This window comes from Bradyrhizobium sp. IC4060 (assembly GCF_020193715.1).
Classification (GTDB): Bacteria; Pseudomonadota; Alphaproteobacteria; order Rhizobiales; family Xanthobacteraceae; genus Bradyrhizobium; species Bradyrhizobium yuanmingense.
In genome coordinates this window covers 172,418-190,038 of sequence record NZ_JADYVJ010000008.1, presented here as the reverse complement: position 1 = coordinate 190,038, position 17,621 = coordinate 172,418, and the positions used below count along the sequence as shown (strand labels likewise).

At 65.1% G+C, this 17,621-nt stretch carries 20 protein-coding genes; 10 read left to right on the top strand and 10 right to left on the bottom strand.

Annotation, left to right across the window (positions count from 1 at the left end):
• Positions 1-96: 96 nt before the first annotated feature.
• The 5 genes from I6F16_RS24865 to hslV form a co-directional block, all read right to left on the bottom strand.
• The gene (locus I6F16_RS24865; protein WP_225113149.1) at positions 97-1,221 is read right to left on the bottom strand and encodes a hypothetical protein; all 1,125 of its coding nucleotides are present in this window, start codon (positions 1,219-1,221) and stop codon (positions 97-99) included.
• Between the two features lie 28 nt (positions 1,222-1,249).
• Positions 1,250-2,554, bottom strand: a complete 1,305-nt coding sequence (hslU, locus tag I6F16_RS24860; RefSeq protein ID WP_036003145.1) for an ATP-dependent protease ATPase subunit HslU — start codon at positions 2,552-2,554, stop codon at positions 1,250-1,252.
• Between the two features lie 49 nt (positions 2,555-2,603).
• Positions 2,604-3,221 carry a DUF2585 domain-containing protein gene (locus I6F16_RS24855; RefSeq protein WP_225144164.1) on the bottom strand — a complete coding sequence of 206 codons (618 nt, stop codon included), beginning with the start codon at positions 3,219-3,221 and terminating at the stop codon, positions 2,604-2,606.
• Positions 3,218-3,700 (bottom strand): GNAT family N-acetyltransferase, encoded by a 483-nt coding sequence (locus I6F16_RS24850; RefSeq protein WP_109141961.1) that lies wholly within the window; start codon positions 3,698-3,700, stop codon positions 3,218-3,220. Before I6F16_RS24850 ends, I6F16_RS24855 begins: the two co-directional genes overlap by 4 nt.
• A 190-nt stretch (positions 3,701-3,890) precedes the next feature.
• A complete protein-coding gene (hslV, locus tag I6F16_RS24845) occupies positions 3,891-4,451 on the bottom strand; it encodes an ATP-dependent protease subunit HslV (protein WP_036003154.1) in 561 nt (186 codons plus the stop codon).
• A 191-nt stretch (positions 4,452-4,642) separates the two neighbouring features.
• Between hslV and hisB the strand changes: the two genes are divergently transcribed.
• The 8 genes from hisB to I6F16_RS24805 all read left to right on the top strand — a co-directional run bounded on the left by hisB (position 4,643) and on the right by I6F16_RS24805 (position 9,724).
• Positions 4,643-5,236: an imidazoleglycerol-phosphate dehydratase HisB gene (hisB, locus tag I6F16_RS24840; RefSeq protein ID WP_036044988.1), complete on the top strand. Its 594-nt coding sequence runs from the start codon at positions 4,643-4,645 to the stop codon at positions 5,234-5,236.
• Positions 5,237-5,300: 64 nt separating this feature from the next.
• The gene (locus I6F16_RS24835; RefSeq protein WP_109141959.1) at positions 5,301-5,831 is read left to right on the top strand and encodes a DUF2628 domain-containing protein; all 531 of its coding nucleotides are present in this window, start codon (positions 5,301-5,303) and stop codon (positions 5,829-5,831) included.
• Positions 5,828-6,478 (top strand): imidazole glycerol phosphate synthase subunit HisH, encoded by a 651-nt coding sequence (gene hisH / locus I6F16_RS24830; protein WP_036003163.1) that lies wholly within the window; start codon positions 5,828-5,830, stop codon positions 6,476-6,478. The genes I6F16_RS24835 and hisH overlap by 4 nt, the downstream gene beginning before the upstream one ends.
• Positions 6,475-7,212, top strand: a complete 738-nt coding sequence (gene hisA, locus I6F16_RS24825; RefSeq protein ID WP_225113147.1) for a 1-(5-phosphoribosyl)-5-[(5-phosphoribosylamino)methylideneamino]imidazole-4-carboxamide isomerase — start codon at positions 6,475-6,477, stop codon at positions 7,210-7,212. The genes hisH and hisA overlap by 4 nt, the downstream gene beginning before the upstream one ends.
• Before the next feature lie 3 nt (positions 7,213-7,215).
• On the top strand, positions 7,216-7,989 hold the full coding sequence (hisF, locus tag I6F16_RS24820; RefSeq protein ID WP_225113146.1) for an imidazole glycerol phosphate synthase subunit HisF: 774 nt from the start codon (positions 7,216-7,218) through the stop codon (positions 7,987-7,989).
• A 77-nt stretch (positions 7,990-8,066) separates the two neighbouring features.
• Positions 8,067-8,390 (top strand): phosphoribosyl-ATP diphosphatase, encoded by a 324-nt coding sequence (locus tag I6F16_RS24815; RefSeq protein ID WP_036044993.1) that lies wholly within the window; start codon positions 8,067-8,069, stop codon positions 8,388-8,390.
• Positions 8,391-8,426: 36 nt separating this feature from the next.
• A complete protein-coding gene (coaA, locus tag I6F16_RS24810) occupies positions 8,427-9,383 on the top strand; it encodes a type I pantothenate kinase (protein ID WP_036003185.1) in 957 nt (318 codons plus the stop codon).
• Between the two features lie 101 nt (positions 9,384-9,484).
• On the top strand, positions 9,485-9,724 hold the full coding sequence (locus tag I6F16_RS24805; protein WP_036003274.1) for a hypothetical protein: 240 nt from the start codon (positions 9,485-9,487) through the stop codon (positions 9,722-9,724).
• A gap of 45 nt (positions 9,725-9,769) precedes the next feature.
• On the opposite strand, the gene I6F16_RS24800 is transcribed toward I6F16_RS24805, so the two are convergent.
• From I6F16_RS24800 to I6F16_RS24780, 5 genes are all read right to left on the bottom strand, one after another.
• Positions 9,770-10,828, bottom strand: coding sequence for an AI-2E family transporter (locus I6F16_RS24800; RefSeq protein ID WP_225113145.1), 1,059 nt, complete (start codon positions 10,826-10,828; stop codon positions 9,770-9,772).
• A 71-nt stretch (positions 10,829-10,899) separates the two neighbouring features.
• Positions 10,900-11,529 carry a histidine phosphatase family protein gene (locus I6F16_RS24795; protein WP_225113144.1) on the bottom strand — a complete coding sequence of 210 codons (630 nt, stop codon included), beginning with the start codon at positions 11,527-11,529 and terminating at the stop codon, positions 10,900-10,902.
• An 84-nt stretch (positions 11,530-11,613) separates the two neighbouring features.
• Positions 11,614-13,857: a PAS domain-containing hybrid sensor histidine kinase/response regulator gene (locus I6F16_RS24790; RefSeq protein ID WP_225113143.1), complete on the bottom strand. Its 2,244-nt coding sequence runs from the start codon at positions 13,855-13,857 to the stop codon at positions 11,614-11,616.
• A 228-nt stretch (positions 13,858-14,085) separates the two neighbouring features.
• Entirely contained in the window at positions 14,086-14,553 is a 468-nt protein-coding gene (locus I6F16_RS24785; protein WP_036024312.1) for a hypothetical protein, read from the bottom strand.
• 108 nt (positions 14,554-14,661) lie between these two features.
• Complete coding sequence (locus I6F16_RS24780; RefSeq protein WP_225113142.1) at positions 14,662-16,200, bottom strand: YifB family Mg chelatase-like AAA ATPase; 1,539 nt, start codon at positions 16,198-16,200, stop codon at positions 14,662-14,664.
• Between the two features lie 228 nt (positions 16,201-16,428).
• Between I6F16_RS24780 and I6F16_RS24775 the strand changes: the two genes are divergently transcribed.
• Together I6F16_RS24775 and I6F16_RS24770 are read left to right on the top strand one after the other, a co-directional pair.
• Positions 16,429-16,674 carry a PilZ domain-containing protein gene (locus tag I6F16_RS24775; RefSeq protein WP_018644993.1) on the top strand — a complete coding sequence of 82 codons (246 nt, stop codon included), beginning with the start codon at positions 16,429-16,431 and terminating at the stop codon, positions 16,672-16,674.
• Between the two features lie 80 nt (positions 16,675-16,754).
• On the top strand, positions 16,755-17,552 hold the full coding sequence (locus I6F16_RS24770) for a tetratricopeptide repeat protein (protein WP_225113141.1): 798 nt from the start codon (positions 16,755-16,757) through the stop codon (positions 17,550-17,552).
• Positions 17,553-17,621 lie beyond the last annotated feature (69 nt).

Here is a 17,621-nt window from a genome sequence, read left to right as displayed (position 1 = left end):
GCGTCTCGAAGGATGGCCGCAGGGAAAATCTCAAATGCGATAGCCCTGCCCGCAAGCGGGTGAGGGAGCTCACCTTTTCTGAGGCTGGGTCTACCTCTAAAACGGTCGGATGATTCCGACGCGTGGGATCAGCGTGAGGATCAAACCGAAAATGTTGGTCTTGCGATCCTCCGCCGGAATCAGCGCAGCTTCCTGCTTGGCCGGCAGCATGTTCACCGCGTGAAGGATCAGGAACATGCAGACCGCCCAGTTCGAGATCCAGCGTGAATAGTCGAACACCATCGCGAACATCACGAGATAGGCGACACTGATGCCGACCAGTGCTGCGATGACGAGCCGCTTGTGCAGATCGCTGGCGAGCGCGCCGATCAGGCTGGCAAAGAAGCGCCACAGCGGCGCGTGCAGCCAGATCAGAGCTGCGAACACGGGCACGCCGAGGATGTTGTGCGGCAGGCGGCCCCAGGTGTCGGCAACCTCCTTCGCCAGCGGCTGGTACCAGATGTAGGCGAATTGCAAGAGGTCGATGCGCGCAGGATCGGCCATCCGGCTTTTGAGATAGGCGACGAAGTCCGCTTCGGGGACCGGCATCGTTCCCAGAAACTGCGCGGCGAAGAACAGCGCGGAGACAATGGCGAGAGCGACCCCGCCGAAGACAACATTGCTGCGGTCACAACCGTAAGCAAGGTAATGCCGGATCACGACGATGGTGATGATCGTCGGCACGTACATCAAGAGATGAATGTGATGGATCAGCACGAGAACGATCGAGAACAGCGCAGCCGTCGCCACGAAGACCAGCGAGCCCGCCGGCATCAGCAGCAGGATGATCGCCAGCGCGCAGCCATAGATGTCGAAATGGCCAAGCGTGTGCATGAAGTTCTTCAGGAAGAACGGCGAGCCCGCGGTGAAGACGAACAGCGGCAGCGTTTTCGCGGAGAAGCCGAACGTGTTCTGGAACAGCCTGGCATAGAGGCCCAGCGTTGCCAGCCACGTCGCCCCGCCGAGCGCGAACACCAGCCACACCGGCACCTTGTCGGTGAACAGCGCGACGATTGCCCCGATCAGTGCGCGCTTGATGAAGCCGAAATGATAGTCGACCAGGAGATGGATGTACGGGACGTAAGGCGGCAGCTGGATCTTGTGAATGAGCACGCCGACGATGACCGCCGCGTTGATCGCGAGCAGGAGCCGCCAGGGATTTTGCAGGATGCGTACGGTCACGCCGCATCAATAGCGTGACCGCTCCGAATCACAAAATGAAGCGGCTCAGATCCGCATTCTTGGCGAGGTCGCCGATGTGCTTTTGCACGTAATCCGCATCGAGCCGGACCGTCTCGCCGTTGCGGTCGGGGGCGGTGAAGGAGATCTCGTCCAGCACCCGCTCCATCACCGTCTGCAGCCGTCGGGCGCCGATGTTCTCGACCGTTGAATTGACGGCAACCGCAATGTCGGCCAGCGCATCGATGGCGCTGTCGGTGATGTCGAGCGTCACGCCTTCGGTCTGCATCAGGGCGACATATTGCTTGATCAGCGAGGCCTCGGGCTCGGTCAGGATGCGGCGCATGTCGTCACGGGTCAGAGCCTGCAATTCGACCCGGATCGGCAGGCGGCCCTGCAATTCCGGCAAGAGGTCGGACGGCTTGGCGACATGGAAGGCGCCGGAGGCGATGAAGAGGATGTGGTCGGTCTTGACAGCGCCGTGCTTGGTCGAGACCGTGGTGCCTTCGATCAGCGGCAAGAGATCGCGCTGCACGCCCTCGCGCGAGACGTCGCCGCCGACCCGGCCGTCGCGAGCGCAGATCTTGTCGATCTCGTCGAGGAACACGATGCCGTTGTTCTCGACCGCGCTGATCGCCTCCAGCGTCAGCTGCTCGGTGTCCAAGAGCTTGTCGGATTCCTCGTTGACGAGGATCTCGTGCGAGCTCTCTACCGTCAGCCGGCGCGTCTTGCTGCGGCCGCCGAGCTTGCCAAAGATGTCGCCGAGCGAGATCGCGCCCATCTGCGCCCCCGGCATGCCCGGGATCTCGAACATCGGCATGCCGCCGCCCGACGACTGCGTCTCGATCTCGATTTCCTTGTCGTTCAGTTCGCCGGCGCGCAGTTTCTTGCGGAAGGATTCCCGTGTCGCCGAGCTCGCATTGGCGCCGACCAGCGCATCCAGCACGCGCTCCTCGGCGGCAAGCTGGGCGCGCGCCTGCACGTCCTTGCGCTTTCGCTCGCGCACCTGCGCGATTGCGACCTCGACGAGATCGCGGATGATCTGCTCGACGTCGCGGCCGACATAGCCGACCTCGGTGAACTTGGTCGCTTCGACCTTCAGGAACGGCGCATTCGCGAGCTTGGCGAGTCGCCGCGCGATTTCCGTCTTGCCGACGCCGGTGGGGCCGATCATCAGGATGTTCTTCGGCAGCACCTCCTCGCGCAAGGAGCCGGTGAGCTGCTGCCGGCGCCAGCGGTTGCGCAGCGCGATCGAGACGGCGCGCTTGGCGTCGCCCTGGCCGACGATGAAACGGTCGAGTTCGGAAACGATTTCGCGGGGGGAGAAGTCTGTCATGTCTGATTAGCTAGGGCGAGAGACGGCCAAGGACAAGCCGCATTTTGGGTCAGATGATCGGCGGGCCGGATTGCCACTGCTTCACGGCATCGATCGGATGGATCAGCATCAGGATATTGAGCGTCAGATTGTCGCGAATGTGGAGCGCCAGCACGATCTCGAAGGAGATGCCCAGCAGCACGGTCGCGGTGACAGGCAGCGCGCGAGCGGCCAGGAACCCCAAGATCATGGCCAGATTGTCCGAGACCGAATTGAGGATGCTGTCGCCGTAATAATCCAGCGAGATCGTGCCGGCGCGGTAGCGCTCGATGATGAAGGGCGAGTTCTCGACGATCTCCCAGGCGCCTTCGATCAGGATGGCGATGATCAGCCGTGCGGGCCAGGAGAGAGACAGCAAGGGAAACCGCGCGAACAGCAGCCAGGTCAGGCCGTAGAACAGGAAGCCGTGCAGGACGTGTGAGAACGTGTACCAGTCTGCAATCTGCTGAGAATTCTCCGAGCTGTTCACCACGCCGTGCCACAGCTTGATGGTGCCGCAGGCGCAGATCGGCACCCGCCCCATCGCCAGCAGGATCGCGGCCTGCAGCGCCAGCAGCAACAGCGCGATGCCGGCCCAGGCGAGCGGCGGGAATGTGGTCTTGGCGGCGGGGCTTGCGGCGAGCGTCATGGGTCTCGGATCATCAGGAGTGCGGGACCATCGGGCGTGACGATCTCGTGCTGCGGCACGAAGCCAGCTTTCTCATAGGCACGAATCGCGCGCGCATTGGAAGGACTCGGGTCTATCACGATGCGCGGCACACCGCGCGCGAAGAGCTGGTCGATGAAGGCGCGGATGAAAGCGGAGCCGTGGCCGCATCCGAGCATGTCGGCCTCGCCGATGAACTGATCGAGGCCGCGAGTGCCCACGGGCTGCGGGCCGAAGCTGATATGCCAATCGCCGAGCCGGTAGCACTGCAGGTAGGCGAAAGGCCGGCCGTCAAGGCTGACGATGAACTGCGCCAGGTCGGGATGATCGAGGTCGCCGCCGACGAATTCAAGCGTCTCCGGATCATGCCACCATTCGGCAACATGCGGTGCGGCGAGCCAGCGCCGGATCAGCGGCATGTCGGCCGCGGTCATGGGACGGAAGGCGTAGCTTTGCGTCATCTAGCGTCCACAGCGGTGCTGCTCTCCCTCTCCCGCTTGCGGGAGAGGGTTGGGGAGAGGGTGTTTCCGCAATGGGACAATCCCCCAGAGGGAAGAGCCCCCACCCGGCGCTTCGCGCCGACCTCCCCCGCAAGCGGGAGAGGTTGCACCGACCGTGCGGAGAGGCACTCGGACAAATGACCCCTCCGCCCTACCCCGTAGCCAGGCTCTCGATCGTCAGATTCCGGTTGGTGTAGACGCAGATGTCCGCGGCGATGTCCAGGGAGCGGCGGACGATGGTCTCGGCGTCCTTGTCGGTGTCGAGCAGGGCCCGGGCTGCCGCCAGCGCGTAATTGCCGCCGGAGCCGATCGCCATCACGCCGGCCTCGGGTTCGAGCACGTCGCCGGTGCCTGTCAGCACGAGGGAGACGTCCCTGTCAGCCACGATCATCATGGCCTCCAGCCGCCGAAGATAGCGGTCGGTGCGCCAGTCCTTGGCGAGCTCCACCGCCGCCCGGGTCAGCTGCCCCGGATATTGCTCGAGCTTGGATTCGAGCCGCTCGAATAGCGTGAAGGCGTCAGCCGTGGCGCCGGCAAAGCCGCCGATGACGTCGCCCTTGCCGAGCTTGCGGACCTTCTTGGCATTGGACTTGATCACGGTCTGGCCGATCGAGACCTGGCCGTCGCCGCCGACCACCACCTTGCCGCCCTTGCGGACCGTTAGAATCGTGGTGCCGTGCCAGCCCGGCGAGCTGTTCTGGGAGTCCTGCATGAATACCTCACTGTCCGGCCTGATTTAGGCGGTCGAGACCAAGGGCACAACGGGCCGTTCCGGGCCGAATTTCGCTCACCATAGGCAGAAGTAGAGGTCCGGCCGGCCCTTCCCGCAGTAGCGAAGGTGTCATTTGGCTGTTAAGAGACTGGCGTTTTCGGCTCCCTAGCTAGGATGAAAGCCAGCTTTCAATGCGCACCGCGACGATCAAGCGCAAGACCAAGGAAACCGACATCGAGGTCTCCGTGAACCTCGATGGCACCGGCGTGGCCAATATCGCGACCGGCATCGGCTTTTTCGACCATATGCTCGATCTTCTCGCCCGCCATTCCCGCATCGACCTCACGGTCAAGGCGGTGGGCGATCTGCACATTGATTATCACCATACCACCGAAGACACCGGCATCGCGCTTGGCCAGGCGGTCAAGCAGGCGCTCGGCAACATGGCGGGTATCACCCGCTATGCCGGCGTGCACATGCCCATGGACGAGACGCTGACGCGCGTGGTGATCGACATCTCGGGCCGCCCGTTCCTGGTGTTCAAGGCCGACTTCCCCCGGCACAAGATCGGCGAGTTCGACACCGAGCTGGTGCGCGAGTGGTTCCAGGCTTTTGCCATCAACGCCGGCGTGACTCTCCACGTCGAGACCCTATATGGCGATAACAGCCATCATATCGCCGAGTCCTGCTTCAAGGGTCTGGCGCGGGCGCTGCGCACGGCCGTGGCGATCGATCCGAAGGCGGCGGGCGAAATCCCGTCCACCAAGGGCTCGCTCGGCGGCTGACATCTTCCGTCTTGCGGCGAACGCTGCTGGCGGCATCACTGAATTTCGAGAACGGGGCATCACCATGCCTGTCTACACAGTTCACGCTCCCTCACCCGCAGGAGCCGACCCGCGCGCGACCGACAAGTTCGTGTTCGTGCGCGACGGCTTTCATTTCTGGGCGATGATCTTCGGTCCGTTCTGGCTGTTGTGGAATCGGCTGTGGCTGGCGCTGATCGGCTATCTGATCTTCCTGGCCGCGTTCAACGCGGGGCTGTCGAGCCTCGGCGTCGGGCGCTCCTCGATCTTCTTCGCCGATTGCATCGTCGCGGTGCTGATGGGCCTCGAAGCCTCGAGCCTGCGCCGCTGGACCTTGTCGCGCGGAAAGTGGCGGCAGCTGGATATCGTCGTCGCTGATGACAGCGACACTGCGGAGCGCCGCTTCTTCGAACGCTGGAGCCAGAAGCAGAACGGCAGCGCTGGCGATCAATGGGCCGTCGATCGCGGCGGCCCGCCGCCGACCCGCAATGTGCCGGGTCAGCCATTCTCGAACCCGCCGCCGATTCCGGCCGGCGGCATCATTGGGTTGTTTCCAGAACCGGGAGGGTCAAGATGAGCGTCGCCATCATCGATTACGGTTCCGGCAATCTGCATTCAGCCGCGAAAGCCTTCGAGCGCGCCGCGCGCAGCCTGGAGAGCCCGCAAAAGGTCTTTGTTACCAGCGATCCGGACCAGGCTTACGAGGCTGACCGCCTGGTGCTGCCCGGCGTCGGTGCCTTCGCCGATTGCCGGCGCGGGCTCGATGCCGTCAACGGCATGGTCGAGGCCATCACCGAAGCGGTGCGCGTCAAGGCGCGGCCGTTCTTCGGCATCTGCGTCGGCATGCAGCTGATGGCGAGCCGCGGCAAGGAGCATGTCGTCACCGAAGGGCTGAACTGGATCGGCGGCGACGTCGAGAAGATCACGCCGCGCGATGAAAGCCTGAAGATCCCGCACATGGGCTGGAATACGCTGGACCTGCTGCAGGAGCATCCGGTGTTGAACAAGCTGCCGCTCGGTCCCAAGGGCCAGCACGCTTATTTCGTGCACTCCTATCATCTCAACGCCGCCAGCGAGGCGGACGTGCTTGCGCGCGCCGATTACGGCGGGCCCGTCACCGCGATCGTCGGCAAGGACACCGCCATCGGCACGCAGTTTCACCCCGAGAAGAGCCAGCGCTTCGGGCTGGCCCTGATCTCGAACTTCTTGCGATGGAAACCGTGATTCTCTTTCCCGCGATCGACCTCAAGAACGGCCAGTGCGTGCGCCTCGAGCAAGGCGACATGGCGCGCGCGACCGTGTTCAACCTCAATCCGGCTGCGCAGGCGCAGAGCTTTGCCGAGCAGGGCTTTGAATATCTCCACGTCGTCGACCTCGACGGTGCCTTCGCCGGCAAGCCGGTGAATGCCGACGCCGTGGAGGCGATGCTGAAGACGATCAAGATCCCGGTGCAGCTCGGCGGCGGCATTCGCGATCTCGCGACCGTCGAAGCCTGGCTCGACAAGGGCATCACTCGCGTCATCATCGGCACCGCCGCGGTGCGCGATCCCGAGCTGGTGAAGTCCGCCGCGAAGACATTCCCCGGCTGCGTCGCAGTCGGGCTCGACGCCCGTGACGGCAAGGTTGCGGTCGAAGGCTGGGCCGAGACTTCGCAGGTCACGGTGCTCGAGATCGCCAAGCGCTTCGAGGATGCGGGCGTTGCCGCCATCATCTTCACCGACATCGCGCGAGACGGCCTGCTCAAGGGCTTGAACTTAGAGGCGACCATCGCGCTGGCCGATGCCATCTCGATTCCCGTGATCGCCTCCGGCGGCCTCGCCTCGATCGAGGACGTGAAAGCCATGCTGACGCCGCGCGCGAAGAAGCTCGCCGGCGCGATCGCCGGCCGCGCGCTCTATGACGGCCGGCTCGATCCCGCCGCCGCCCTCACGTTGATCCGCGACGCGCGCAGGAGCTGACCCATGTTCAAGGTGCGCGTGATCCCCTGCCTCGACGTCAAGGACGGCCGCGTCGTCAAGGGCGTCAACTTCGTCGATCTCAGGGATGCCGGCGATCCCGTCGAAGCCGCCATCGCCTATGACGCCGCCGGCGCCGACGAGCTCACCTTCCTCGACATCACCGCGACCCATGAGAACCGCGGCATCATGCTGGACGTGGTCCGGCGCACGGCGGAAGCCTGCTTCATGCCTGTCACCGTCGGCGGCGGCGTGCGCGAGGTCAACGACATCAAGACGCTGCTGCGCGCCGGCGCCGACAAGGTCTCGATCAACAGCGCCGCGGTGTCGCGGCGCGAATTCGTCAAGGAAGCCGCTGAAAAATTCGGCGAGCAGTGCGTGGTGGTCGCGATCGATGCCAAGCGCATCAAGCGTCCGGGCGGCGACCGCTGGGAGATCTTCACCCATGGCGGGCGCAACTCGACCGGCATCGACGCGATCGAATACGCGCAGGAGGTGGTTTCGCTCGGCGCCGGTGAAATCCTGCTCACCTCGATGGACCGCGACGGCACAAGGCAGGGATTCGATATTCCGCTGACCCGCGCGATCGCCGACAGCGTTCCCGTTCCCGTGATCGCCTCGGGCGGCGTCGGCAATCTCGACCATCTCGTCGACGGTATCCGCGACGGGCACGCCACCGCGGTGCTGGCGGCCTCGATCTTCCATTTCGGGGAATTTACGATTCGTGAGGCCAAGGAGCACATGGCGCAGCGTGGGCTGCCGATGCGCCTGGATGCCTGACGACTCCGGTTCGTAACGATGCTACATTGGCGGACGGGGATGGCCGCCGTGGTCCCATGTGTTTCCGAGTGAGTCCGATGCCGCGTTTCACGATCCATGATCTGGCCGAAACCATCGACGCCCGCGCAGCGTCCGGCGGCGAAGCATCCTATACCCGCAAGCTGCTCGACAAAGGCCCCGAGCATTGCGCCAAGAAGTTCGGCGAGGAAGCAGTCGAAACCGTAATCGCTGCAGTCGAAAACGATCGCGCGCATCTGATCGCTGAAAGTGCCGACCTGCTCTATCATTTCCTTGTGCTGCTGAAGGCGCGCGGCATAAAGCTGGAAGAGGTCGAGGCCGCGTTGGACAAGCGGACCTCGATGTCGGGGCTGGAAGAGAAGGCGTCGCGCAAGGGCGGCTAGGCAAGGGCGAATAGATCGCAACGGAAAGGCGGCGTCATGGATATCCGCGCACCCGAGCAGCAGTACAATCCCTACCGCGTTTATACGCGTGAGGAATGGGCGCGACTGCGCGACGATACGCCGATGACGCTCGAGCCGGGCGAGTTCGACCGGCTGCGTTCGCTGCACGATCGCCTCGACCTGCAGGAGGTCGAAGACATCTATCTTCCGCTGTCGCGCCTGTTGTCGATCTACGTCGATGCCATGCAGCGGCTGTACTACGCCGAGCGCCAGTTCCTTAACATCAGGGACCGCAAGGTGCCCTACATCATCGGCGTCGCCGGCTCGGTGGCGGTCGGGAAATCCACCACGGCACGCGTGCTCCAGGCCCTCTTGGCGCGCTGGTCGCCGCGGCCGAAAGTCGAGCTGATCACCACGGACGGATTTCTCTATCCCAATGCGGTGCTCGAGCGGCACGGCATCATGCAGAAGAAGGGTTTTCCGGAGAGCTACGATCTGCCGATGCTGCTCAACTTCCTCTCCGACATCAAGGCCGGCCGCCGCCACGTCCGTGCGCCGGTCTATTCGCATCTGACCTACGACATCGTGCCGAACCAATGGGCCGAGATCGACCAGCCCGACATCCTGATCGTCGAAGGCGTCAACGTGCTGCAGACCGGCAAGCTGCCGCGCGACGGCAAGGCGGTGCCGGTGGTTTCCGACTTCTTCGATTTCTCGGTCTATATCGACGCCGACGAGGCGGCGCTGCGGCAATGGTACATCAAGCGCTTCCTGGCGCTGCGCGACACCGCATTCACCAATCCAAAATCCTACTTCAACCGCTATGCTCTGTTGTCGGACGAGGAAGCCACCGCGACCGCGATCGCGATCTGGGAGCGTACCAACCTCGCCAATCTCGAGGACAACATCCTGCCGACCCGGCCCCGTGCGACGCTGATCCTCAAGAAGGGCGCCGACCACACGGTGGAGAGCGTGGCGCTCAGGCGGCTGTAATCGCCTTGGTGCCCGGGCCCTGCCCATTCGCGCAGAGTATCTTTTGATGCAGACCAACGATGGGTATTCCGCTATTCCTTGGAAAACGGCGGGGGCACACCATGGTTGATCGTCTCAGGAGCGCTGCGGAGCAGCTGGAAGCTCCGGTCTGCCCGGACTGCCATGTCGAGATGAAGTGGTTCCGCTCGGAATTGCTCACGGACGAGCCGACCCCGGTCATCGCGCATCTCTTCGTGTGCCCCCATTGCAAGCGCGCCGCGCAGGCAAATACCGTCTTCCGGGGAGGCCAGACGACGCCGGACAAGCTGTCTGCACCGCGCTTTATTGTCTCTGCTGCATGAGATTGCGCATCGGCCGGATCGCCCGCTCCAGGCCCGGCATGACGATCATTTCGGGGCCCCCTGTTTCGACTTCGAGACGACGAAGATGTGCCACGTCGTCAGAAACATTGCAGCGACGAGCGGGCCGATCACGAACCCGTTCGCTCCGAACGTCGCAAGGCCGCCCAGCGTGGCGAGCAGCACGATATAGCTCGGCATCTGGATCGACTGGCCGACCAGGATCGGGCGGAGAAAATTGTCCGCAAGGCCGATCACGAAGGTGCCGAAAGCGAGCAGGATGAGTCCCTTCGTGACCGAACCTGCCACAAGCAGGTAAAGCGCAACCGGAACCCAGACCAGCGCGGAGCCGAGCACCGGCAGCAGCGAGAGCAGCGCCATCAGCGCGCCCGCCAGCAGCGGCGCGGTGAGGCCGAGCAGCCAGAAGATGAGCCCGCCGAGTGCTCCCTGTATCAACGCGACGAGAACGATCCCCTTGATCGTTCCACGAACCGCCAGGGTGAAGACATCGAGAATTTCCGCGGTATGGTTCGGGCTCAGCGGGAGCGCCTCGCGAATGCGGGCATTGAGCTCGTCACCGTCGCGCAGCAGGAAGAACAGCAGGTACAGCATCACGAGCAGGCTTGCGACGAACTCCAGCGTCACCTGACCGATGTTGATCGCATGCCCGGCCAGCTGTTGGCCGGCAGGGACGACCAGACCCGACAGGCGCTCCCTCAGGGCCGAAAAATCGATGCCGGCCAGACGATCCCCGAGCGACGCAGCCCAGGCGGGCAGCGCGGATTTCAGCTGCTGCAGGGGATGAGCGAGGCTGATCTCCCCGCTCTGAACGCGCTGATACAGCTCCCCGCCCTGGTCGATCAGCGACGCGATGATGATCGCCACGGGGATCAGGACCATGACGACCACCACGATGACGGTGACGAGGGCGGCAAGGTTGTGCTTTTCGGGCACGGATTTCAGGATCCGTCGATAGAACGGGGCGAAGATGATGGCCAGCAGCGTGGCCCACAACACGGCACCGGAGAACGGCCAAAGCACCCAGACGAACGCGACGGAGATCGCGCCGAGCAGGATGAGGAATGAACGATTCTCCGATGTTCTCACGTGTTCGCCAGCTCTTCGCTCGTTCGCCAGATGATGTCCGTAGCACAACATCGTGGCGGAGCGGCAGGTCCTCACCTGCCCGCTTTTGCGATCCAATCCGCAAGCGTGATGCGCCCTGCGAAGGTGGCGGGACCCGAGCTGCCGGCCTTGTAGACGAAGGCCTCGCCTTCCCCGACGTTGCCGGCGTCCTTGCCGAAGGCATCGGCGATGTTGGTCTTGTGGGTGACCAGGACGGTGTTGGTGCCGGCTTGCGGCGGCGCATCGACGAGCTGACGCACGGCCTGCCCGGCCTTGGCATTGGCGCCGGTCGGGTTTGCCATTCCCGATGCGCTGGCGTTGCTGCTGTCGGTCAGGGCATCGACCGGCTTGACCTCACGGCCGGAGATCAGCTTGCCGGCCTCGACCGCGCGGTTCAGCCGGCTGGTGTAGACGTCGCCGATGGGGATCGCGAGGTCCTTGATCGCCGTCCCGATCTGGCGCGCCGCGTCCCTGCCCTTCTCGCTGAGCTGACGCTGGGCACTCATGTCGTCGAACTTGAAGGGATAGACATCCTTCTGGCTGTCGTCAGTCGCGGTGTGTCGGAAGATCAGGACGTAGCCGCCCTGCTTGAGCGACGAGATGAGGTCCGGTGTGTCGGCGGCTGCGTGGCGGGAGATTCCAGCCAGAAGAACAATCAGGGCGAGGCGGCAAAGCACGTTCATGCGCAAATCCTTTGGTTGCAAAATGCCCCCGGTGGGATCGTGACGCGCAACGCGCTCAATTTCAATTGCGATCGTCAGACGAGATCAGGTTCCCGTGAGATCCGGAACCGTCTGGTGCCGGGATGCGGCGAGGCCCGCCAGAGCCTCCTCGAGTTTCTCACGGTCGACCGGCTTGATCAGAAATCCGTTCATGCCTGCCTCGAAGCAGGCATAACGATCCTCCAACAGCGTGTTGGCGGTGAGCGCCAGGATCGGCGTCCGGGAATCGCCCAGCGCGGCCTCGTGCGCGCGGATGCGCTTTGTCGCCTCGATGCCGTCGAGCTGCGGCATCTGGATGTCCATCAGCACGAGATCGTAGGGCGTGCCGGCCGATGAGGCGGCGAGCCAGGATTCCAGCGCGGCCTCGCCATGGACGGCAATGACGACGCGATGGCCGAGCTTGGTCAGCAGCGAGCGCATCAGCAAGGCGTTGATTTCGTTGTCCTCGGCGACGAGAATCGACAGGCCTTTCGCCGGCGCGGGGCCGGCGGAGGCCGGCGGCGGCTCCGGCGCGAGATCGGGCGAGGCGACCTCCGGCGTCAGGGCAAGGCGTGCGGCGAGCGAGGCCGCGCGCAGCGGCTTCACCAGAAAGCCGGTGAAAGCCGGCGACAGCTTCTCGTGGCGCGAGCTCGACGTCAGCAGAACGAGGCGCTGCAAGGCATGCGCGCGGGCGGCCTCACCGAGCTGATCGGCCGCGGCTGGGCCGATCGCCCGATCGATCAGCACCGTGTGCCAGGAGCGTTCCGGCAGCAATGCTTCGGCGACCGCCGCATCTGCAACCAGGCAGGTCTGGCCGCCCCAGCGTTCGAGGCGCCGCGCGATGAGCGAGGCTTCGATGCCGTCGGCGACGAGGAGCATCGACTTGCCGGTGAGGTCGGGACTCGGAAATGCGGTCTGCCCAGCGCCGCCTTGCGACGGCGGAAGCGGCACCGCGACCTCGAAGGTCGAGCCCTTGCCCGGCTCGCTCGTGAGCGTGATCCGGCCGCCCATGCGCTTGACGATGCGCTCGCTGATGGCGAGGCCAAGTCCGGTGCCGCCATAGGTGCGGGCGACGCGCTCGTCGGCCTGCTCGAATTCGCGGAAGATGCGCTGCTGGGCTTCGGCTGCGATGCCGATGCCGGTGTCGCGAACCAGGAAGCTGATTTCGGTCGGCCAGATGCCGGGCTCGACGATCAGTGCCACGCCGCCGCTGCTCGTGAACTTGATGGCGTTGCCGGCGAGGTTGAGCAGCACCTGGCGCAACCGCGCGGCGTCGCCGACCACTTCGAGCGGCAGGCGCTCGTCGACATAGGCGGCGATCTCGAGCGTCTTCGCCTGCGCGCGCGGCGCGAGCAGCTCGGTGATCTCCTCGACCAGGGTCGAGAGCGCGAAGGGACGTTGATCGAGGTCGAGCTTGCCGGCCTCGATCTTGGAATAGTCGAGCAGCTCCTCGATTAGCGCCATCAAGGCTTCGCCCGAGGTCTTCACCGCCCTGGCATAGGTCGCCTGCTCCGGCGTCAGATCGGTGTCGAGCAACAGGCCGCCCATACCGATGATGCCGTTTAGGGGGGTGCGGATCTCGTGCGAGGCCATCGCCAGGAAGCGCGACTTGGCGTGGTTGGCGGCGTCGGCCTGGTCGCGCGCGTCGGACAATGCGCGCTCGGTCTCGGTGCGGTCGGTGACGTCGCGTCCGACGCTCTGCAACTCGGCGGGCTGGCCGGCATCGAGGCGGACATAGCCCTCGCGCCAGGCGATCCAGCGCGCGCCGAGCGGGGTTGCGATCTTCTGGTCGTGGATGCGCGTGCCGCTGCTCTCGCGGGCACTGTCGCCCTGCTCCAGCACGTCGAAATCGAAGCGCGTGCCGACCAGCGCGCTGCGCGCCTGTCCTGCGAGCGCGCAATAGGCCTCGTTGGCAAAGGTGATGCGGCCGTCGGTAGCGCGCAGCACGATCAGGTCGCCCTGCTGCTCGAACAGGCTGCGGGCGCGCTCTTCCGCTTCCTTCAGCTCCCAATTGCGGTCGATCAAGGCCTCATTGTGGGCGGCGAGCGTCCGCAGCCGCTTATTGACGAAGCGCAGGCGCATGCTCAGCGTCGCAAGGCCGAGGCAGGCGAGCGCGAACAGGAAGCTGGCGCCGATCGCAAAGGTGTGGGGATCGTAGCCGGAATTGTCGGACCGGCTGCCGGAGACGAAACCATAGGCGCCGCCAAACGTCGCCGAGAAGATCATGAAGGAGCGGATCGCGAAAGCGAGCCTCGGATGCCGTCGCCTGAAACGACGCATGCGCACCTTGATCCGGAACGTCCGACCCATCGCAACCGACCCTTGCCTGAAACCCCGCCGCCGCGTGCGACGATGGCCCGCCGACCTTGCGAACAAATTGCGGCGGTGGCGCCGCCTCCGAACAGGGTTGACGAGACGTTAACGGGTCAGAGCATGATCCGGACCCGAAGGGCCGCGTTAGCGAAAAGTGTGCAGCGGTTTTCCTTCGCGACAAACGCGGAACGTGTTTGCGCGGAGATCATGCTCAAACACAAAGCTCTAAAGCGATGCCGCCTGGAAGCGGCCATGGCCGCCGCGGGCGCCGACGATCAGCGCCGCCGCCTCGCGCGGCGAGAACGTCTTTGAGCGCACATAGATGCGGTAATCCGCCGGTCCTTCGCTGGAGAGATAGACCACCTGGCCGCCGTCGACCGGCTGCGCGGCGATCGAGACGAGACGCGTCGAAGGGCTGGCCTGGCAGGTGTCAGGCTCGGAGCCGAGGCCGTCGTCGACCACGGCAAAATCCGCGGCGTCGGCATCCTCGGTGATCTGGACCCGCACCGTCGCCTGCGCGGGATCGTCGGTGAAGGCGACATGCACGCCGGCGGTCCAGAACAGCGAGGTGAGCTCGACCGATGTGTCGCCCAACGCGATGCAGGGATGCGACACCGATCCGATCTCGGCGCGGGCGAACACCGCAGCCGCCAACAGGGGAACAGCCGAGGCCAGGAACTTGAAACGCAACATGACGCTCTACTCGCTAGGCCCCGGGAACTCACAACCGAAACGCGTCGGGCCTTATGGTTTGCAGAGCGTAAAGGAAAGTCGTTACCGCCGGGTTGATGCGCGGAATGATCAAGCCAGCTGGCGCACATCCTCCGCGCGTGCGCGGTACGACAGCGCTTCGGCGAGGTGCAGCCGGCCGATCTTGTCGGCATGGTCGAGGTCGGCCAGCGTTCGCGCCACCCGCAGCACGCGGTGATAGCCGCGCGCCGACAGGCGCATGGTCTCCGCGGCGTCGCGCAGCAGCTTGGCGCCTTGCGCATCCGGCTTTGCGATCTCCTCCAGCACGGAGGCGGGGGCTTCAGCATTGGTGCGGAAATGGGGCAGGCCTGCATCCGCATAGCGCGCCAGCTGGATGTCGCGCGCCGCCGCCACGCGGGCGGCGACCTCGGCCGATCCTTCCGACGGCGGCGGTAGGATCAGGTCGGCGGCCGTCACCGCCGGCACCTCGATGCGCAGATCGATGCGGTCCATCAGCGGACCGGAGATGCGCGCCTGGTAATCGCCGGTGCAGCGGTCGATGCGGCCGCGCTTGCAGGCATAGCCGGGCTCAAACGCATTGCCGCAGCGGCAGGGATTCATCGCCGCGACCAGCATGAAGCGGGCAGGGTAGGTGACGCGATGATTGGCGCGCGACACCGCGACCTCGCCGTTCTCCAGCGGCTGGCGCAGCGAATCCAGCACGCGCGGATCGAACTCCGGCAATTCGTCGAGGAACAGCACGCCCTGATGTGCCAGCGAGATCTCGCCGGGCTTGGCGCGCGCGCCGCCGCCGGTGAGCGCGGCCATGCTGGCGGAATGGTGCGGCGAGCGGAACGGGCGCCGCGCCGTCAGCGCGCCGCCTTCGATCTCGCCGGCGACCGAGGCGATCATGGAGACCTCGAGCAGCTCGCTAGGCGACAGCGGCGGCAGGATCGAGGGCAGGCGCGCGGCCAGCATCGATTTGCCCGCGCCCGGCGCGCCGATCATGAGCAGGTGGTGCCCGCCGGCGGCCGCGATCTCCAGCGCGCGCTTGGCGCTTTCCTGGCCCTTGATGTCGCGCAGGTCGAGCGTCGAGGCGGCGGCCTCGTGCACCTTCGGCGTCGGCCGCGACAGCACCTGGGTGCCCTTGAAATGGTTGGCGATCTGGATCAGCGAGTGTGCGGCAATGATCTGGATGTCCGGGCTCGCCCACGCCGCCTCGGAGCCGCAGGACGCCGGGCAGATCAGTCCTTCCTCGCGCATATTGGCGCCGATCGCGGCGGGAAGGACGCCGGCCACCGGCGCGATCGAGCCGTCGAGGCCGAGCTCGCCGAGCACGGTGAAGCCGGTCAGCGCATCGGGCGGGATGGCGCCTATCGCGGCCATCAGCCCAAGCGCAATCGGCAGGTCGTAATGGCTGCCCTCCTTCGGGAGGTCGGCCGGGGCCAGATTGACGATGATCCGCCGCGCCGGCAGCGCCAGCCCCGAGGCGATCAGCGCCGAGCGCACCCGCTCGCGCGCCTCCGACACCGCCTTGTCCGGCAAGCCGACGATGGCAAAGGCCGGCAGGCCAGGCGCGACCTGCACCTGCACGTCGACCGCGCGGGCCTCGATCCCCTCAAAGGCGACGGTAGAAACCCGCTGAACCATGCCGAACCAGCCTGCCCATTGCTGCAATTAGGGGTAGCAGAGCGCGGCCGTTTCCGCAAGAACAATACGGGAACAATCGCTTGGCGGCCGGTCAAATCCTAACCAATCGTAAACGCAGCCCAGACACTACGTCTCGAATGCCGCCTTCTCTCCTCAGCACATTCCAACGAATGTCCGCTACTCCTAGGGCTGCGGGATGGGCCGTGGTCTAACGGGTGAACAGTTCAAATGCTTGCAAATCGCCGGAGAAGCGAACGTCGGGTGTGCAGCCGCCTCGCCAAGATCCATTTTGGCGCGGGCTCGCTGCCGCGGGATTGCACGATCACGGACATTTCGGATGGCGGCGTGAAAGTGGTGGCGGAATTTCTGGAAGTGCCGCCGCAATTCACCATCATCTTCGCGCCTGATTATTCCCGCCAATGCCGCCTGCGCTGGCGCATCGGCTGCGAATTCGGCGCCGAGTTCGTCGACTGAACCTCAACAGGCGCGCCTCCTTAACGGGACTTTAGCGTTAATGGGTAAGCATCTCTGATCAGTTGCCGAGTGATCAGAGTATGCCCAAGCGTTCGTTCCTCGCCTTATCCCCGGCGGGATATCTGTGTTCCGCCGTCCTGATCCTCGCCCTCGGCGGCTGTCAGACGGCCGGCATCGACGACGTCACCGGTGCGCTCGGCGGCAAGCGGGAGTCCGCCGCCAAGCTTGACGGCAAGTCCGACAGCAAGGCCGACCCCACGCCGGAGATGGACGCACTTCGCGAGCGTTATCGCGCCAAGCCGAGCGATCCCGCCATTGCTCTCGAATACGGCAAGGCGCTGCGTGGCAGCGGCCAGCGCGCGCAGGCGGTCGCAGTGCTGGAGCAGGCCGTGCTCGCCCGTCCCGGCAACAAGGCGCTGCTCGCCGGCTACGGCCGCGCCCTCGCCGACAACGGCAATTTCCAGCAGGCCTTCGACGTCCTCGGCCGGGCGCATTCGCCCGAGGATCCCGATTGGCGCATCCTGTCGGCGCAAGGGGCTGTGCTCGATCAGCTCGGCCGCAACGAGGAAGCCCAGCAATATTACGCCGCGGCGTTGAAGATCGTGCCGAACGAGCCGACCGTGCTGTCCAATCTCGGCCTGTCCTACATGCTGCAAAATAATCTCTCGAAGGCCGAACAGGTGCTCGGCCGCGCCCATCAGCGCAATCAGAACGATGCGCGGGTCCGCGCCAATCTGGCACTCGTGCTGGGATTGCAGGGTCGCGAGGCCGAGGCCGAAATCCTCGTCAAGGCAGATCTGCCGCCGGACCAGGGCGCGGCCAAGGTCGCGGCGCTGAAGCAGCTGCTGGCGAAAAAGCAGCAGCGGGCGGACAGGTAGTCCGCCCTAGAGCATGATCCGGACCCGAAGGGCCGCGTCAGCGCAAAGTGTGAAGCGGTTTTCCCTCGC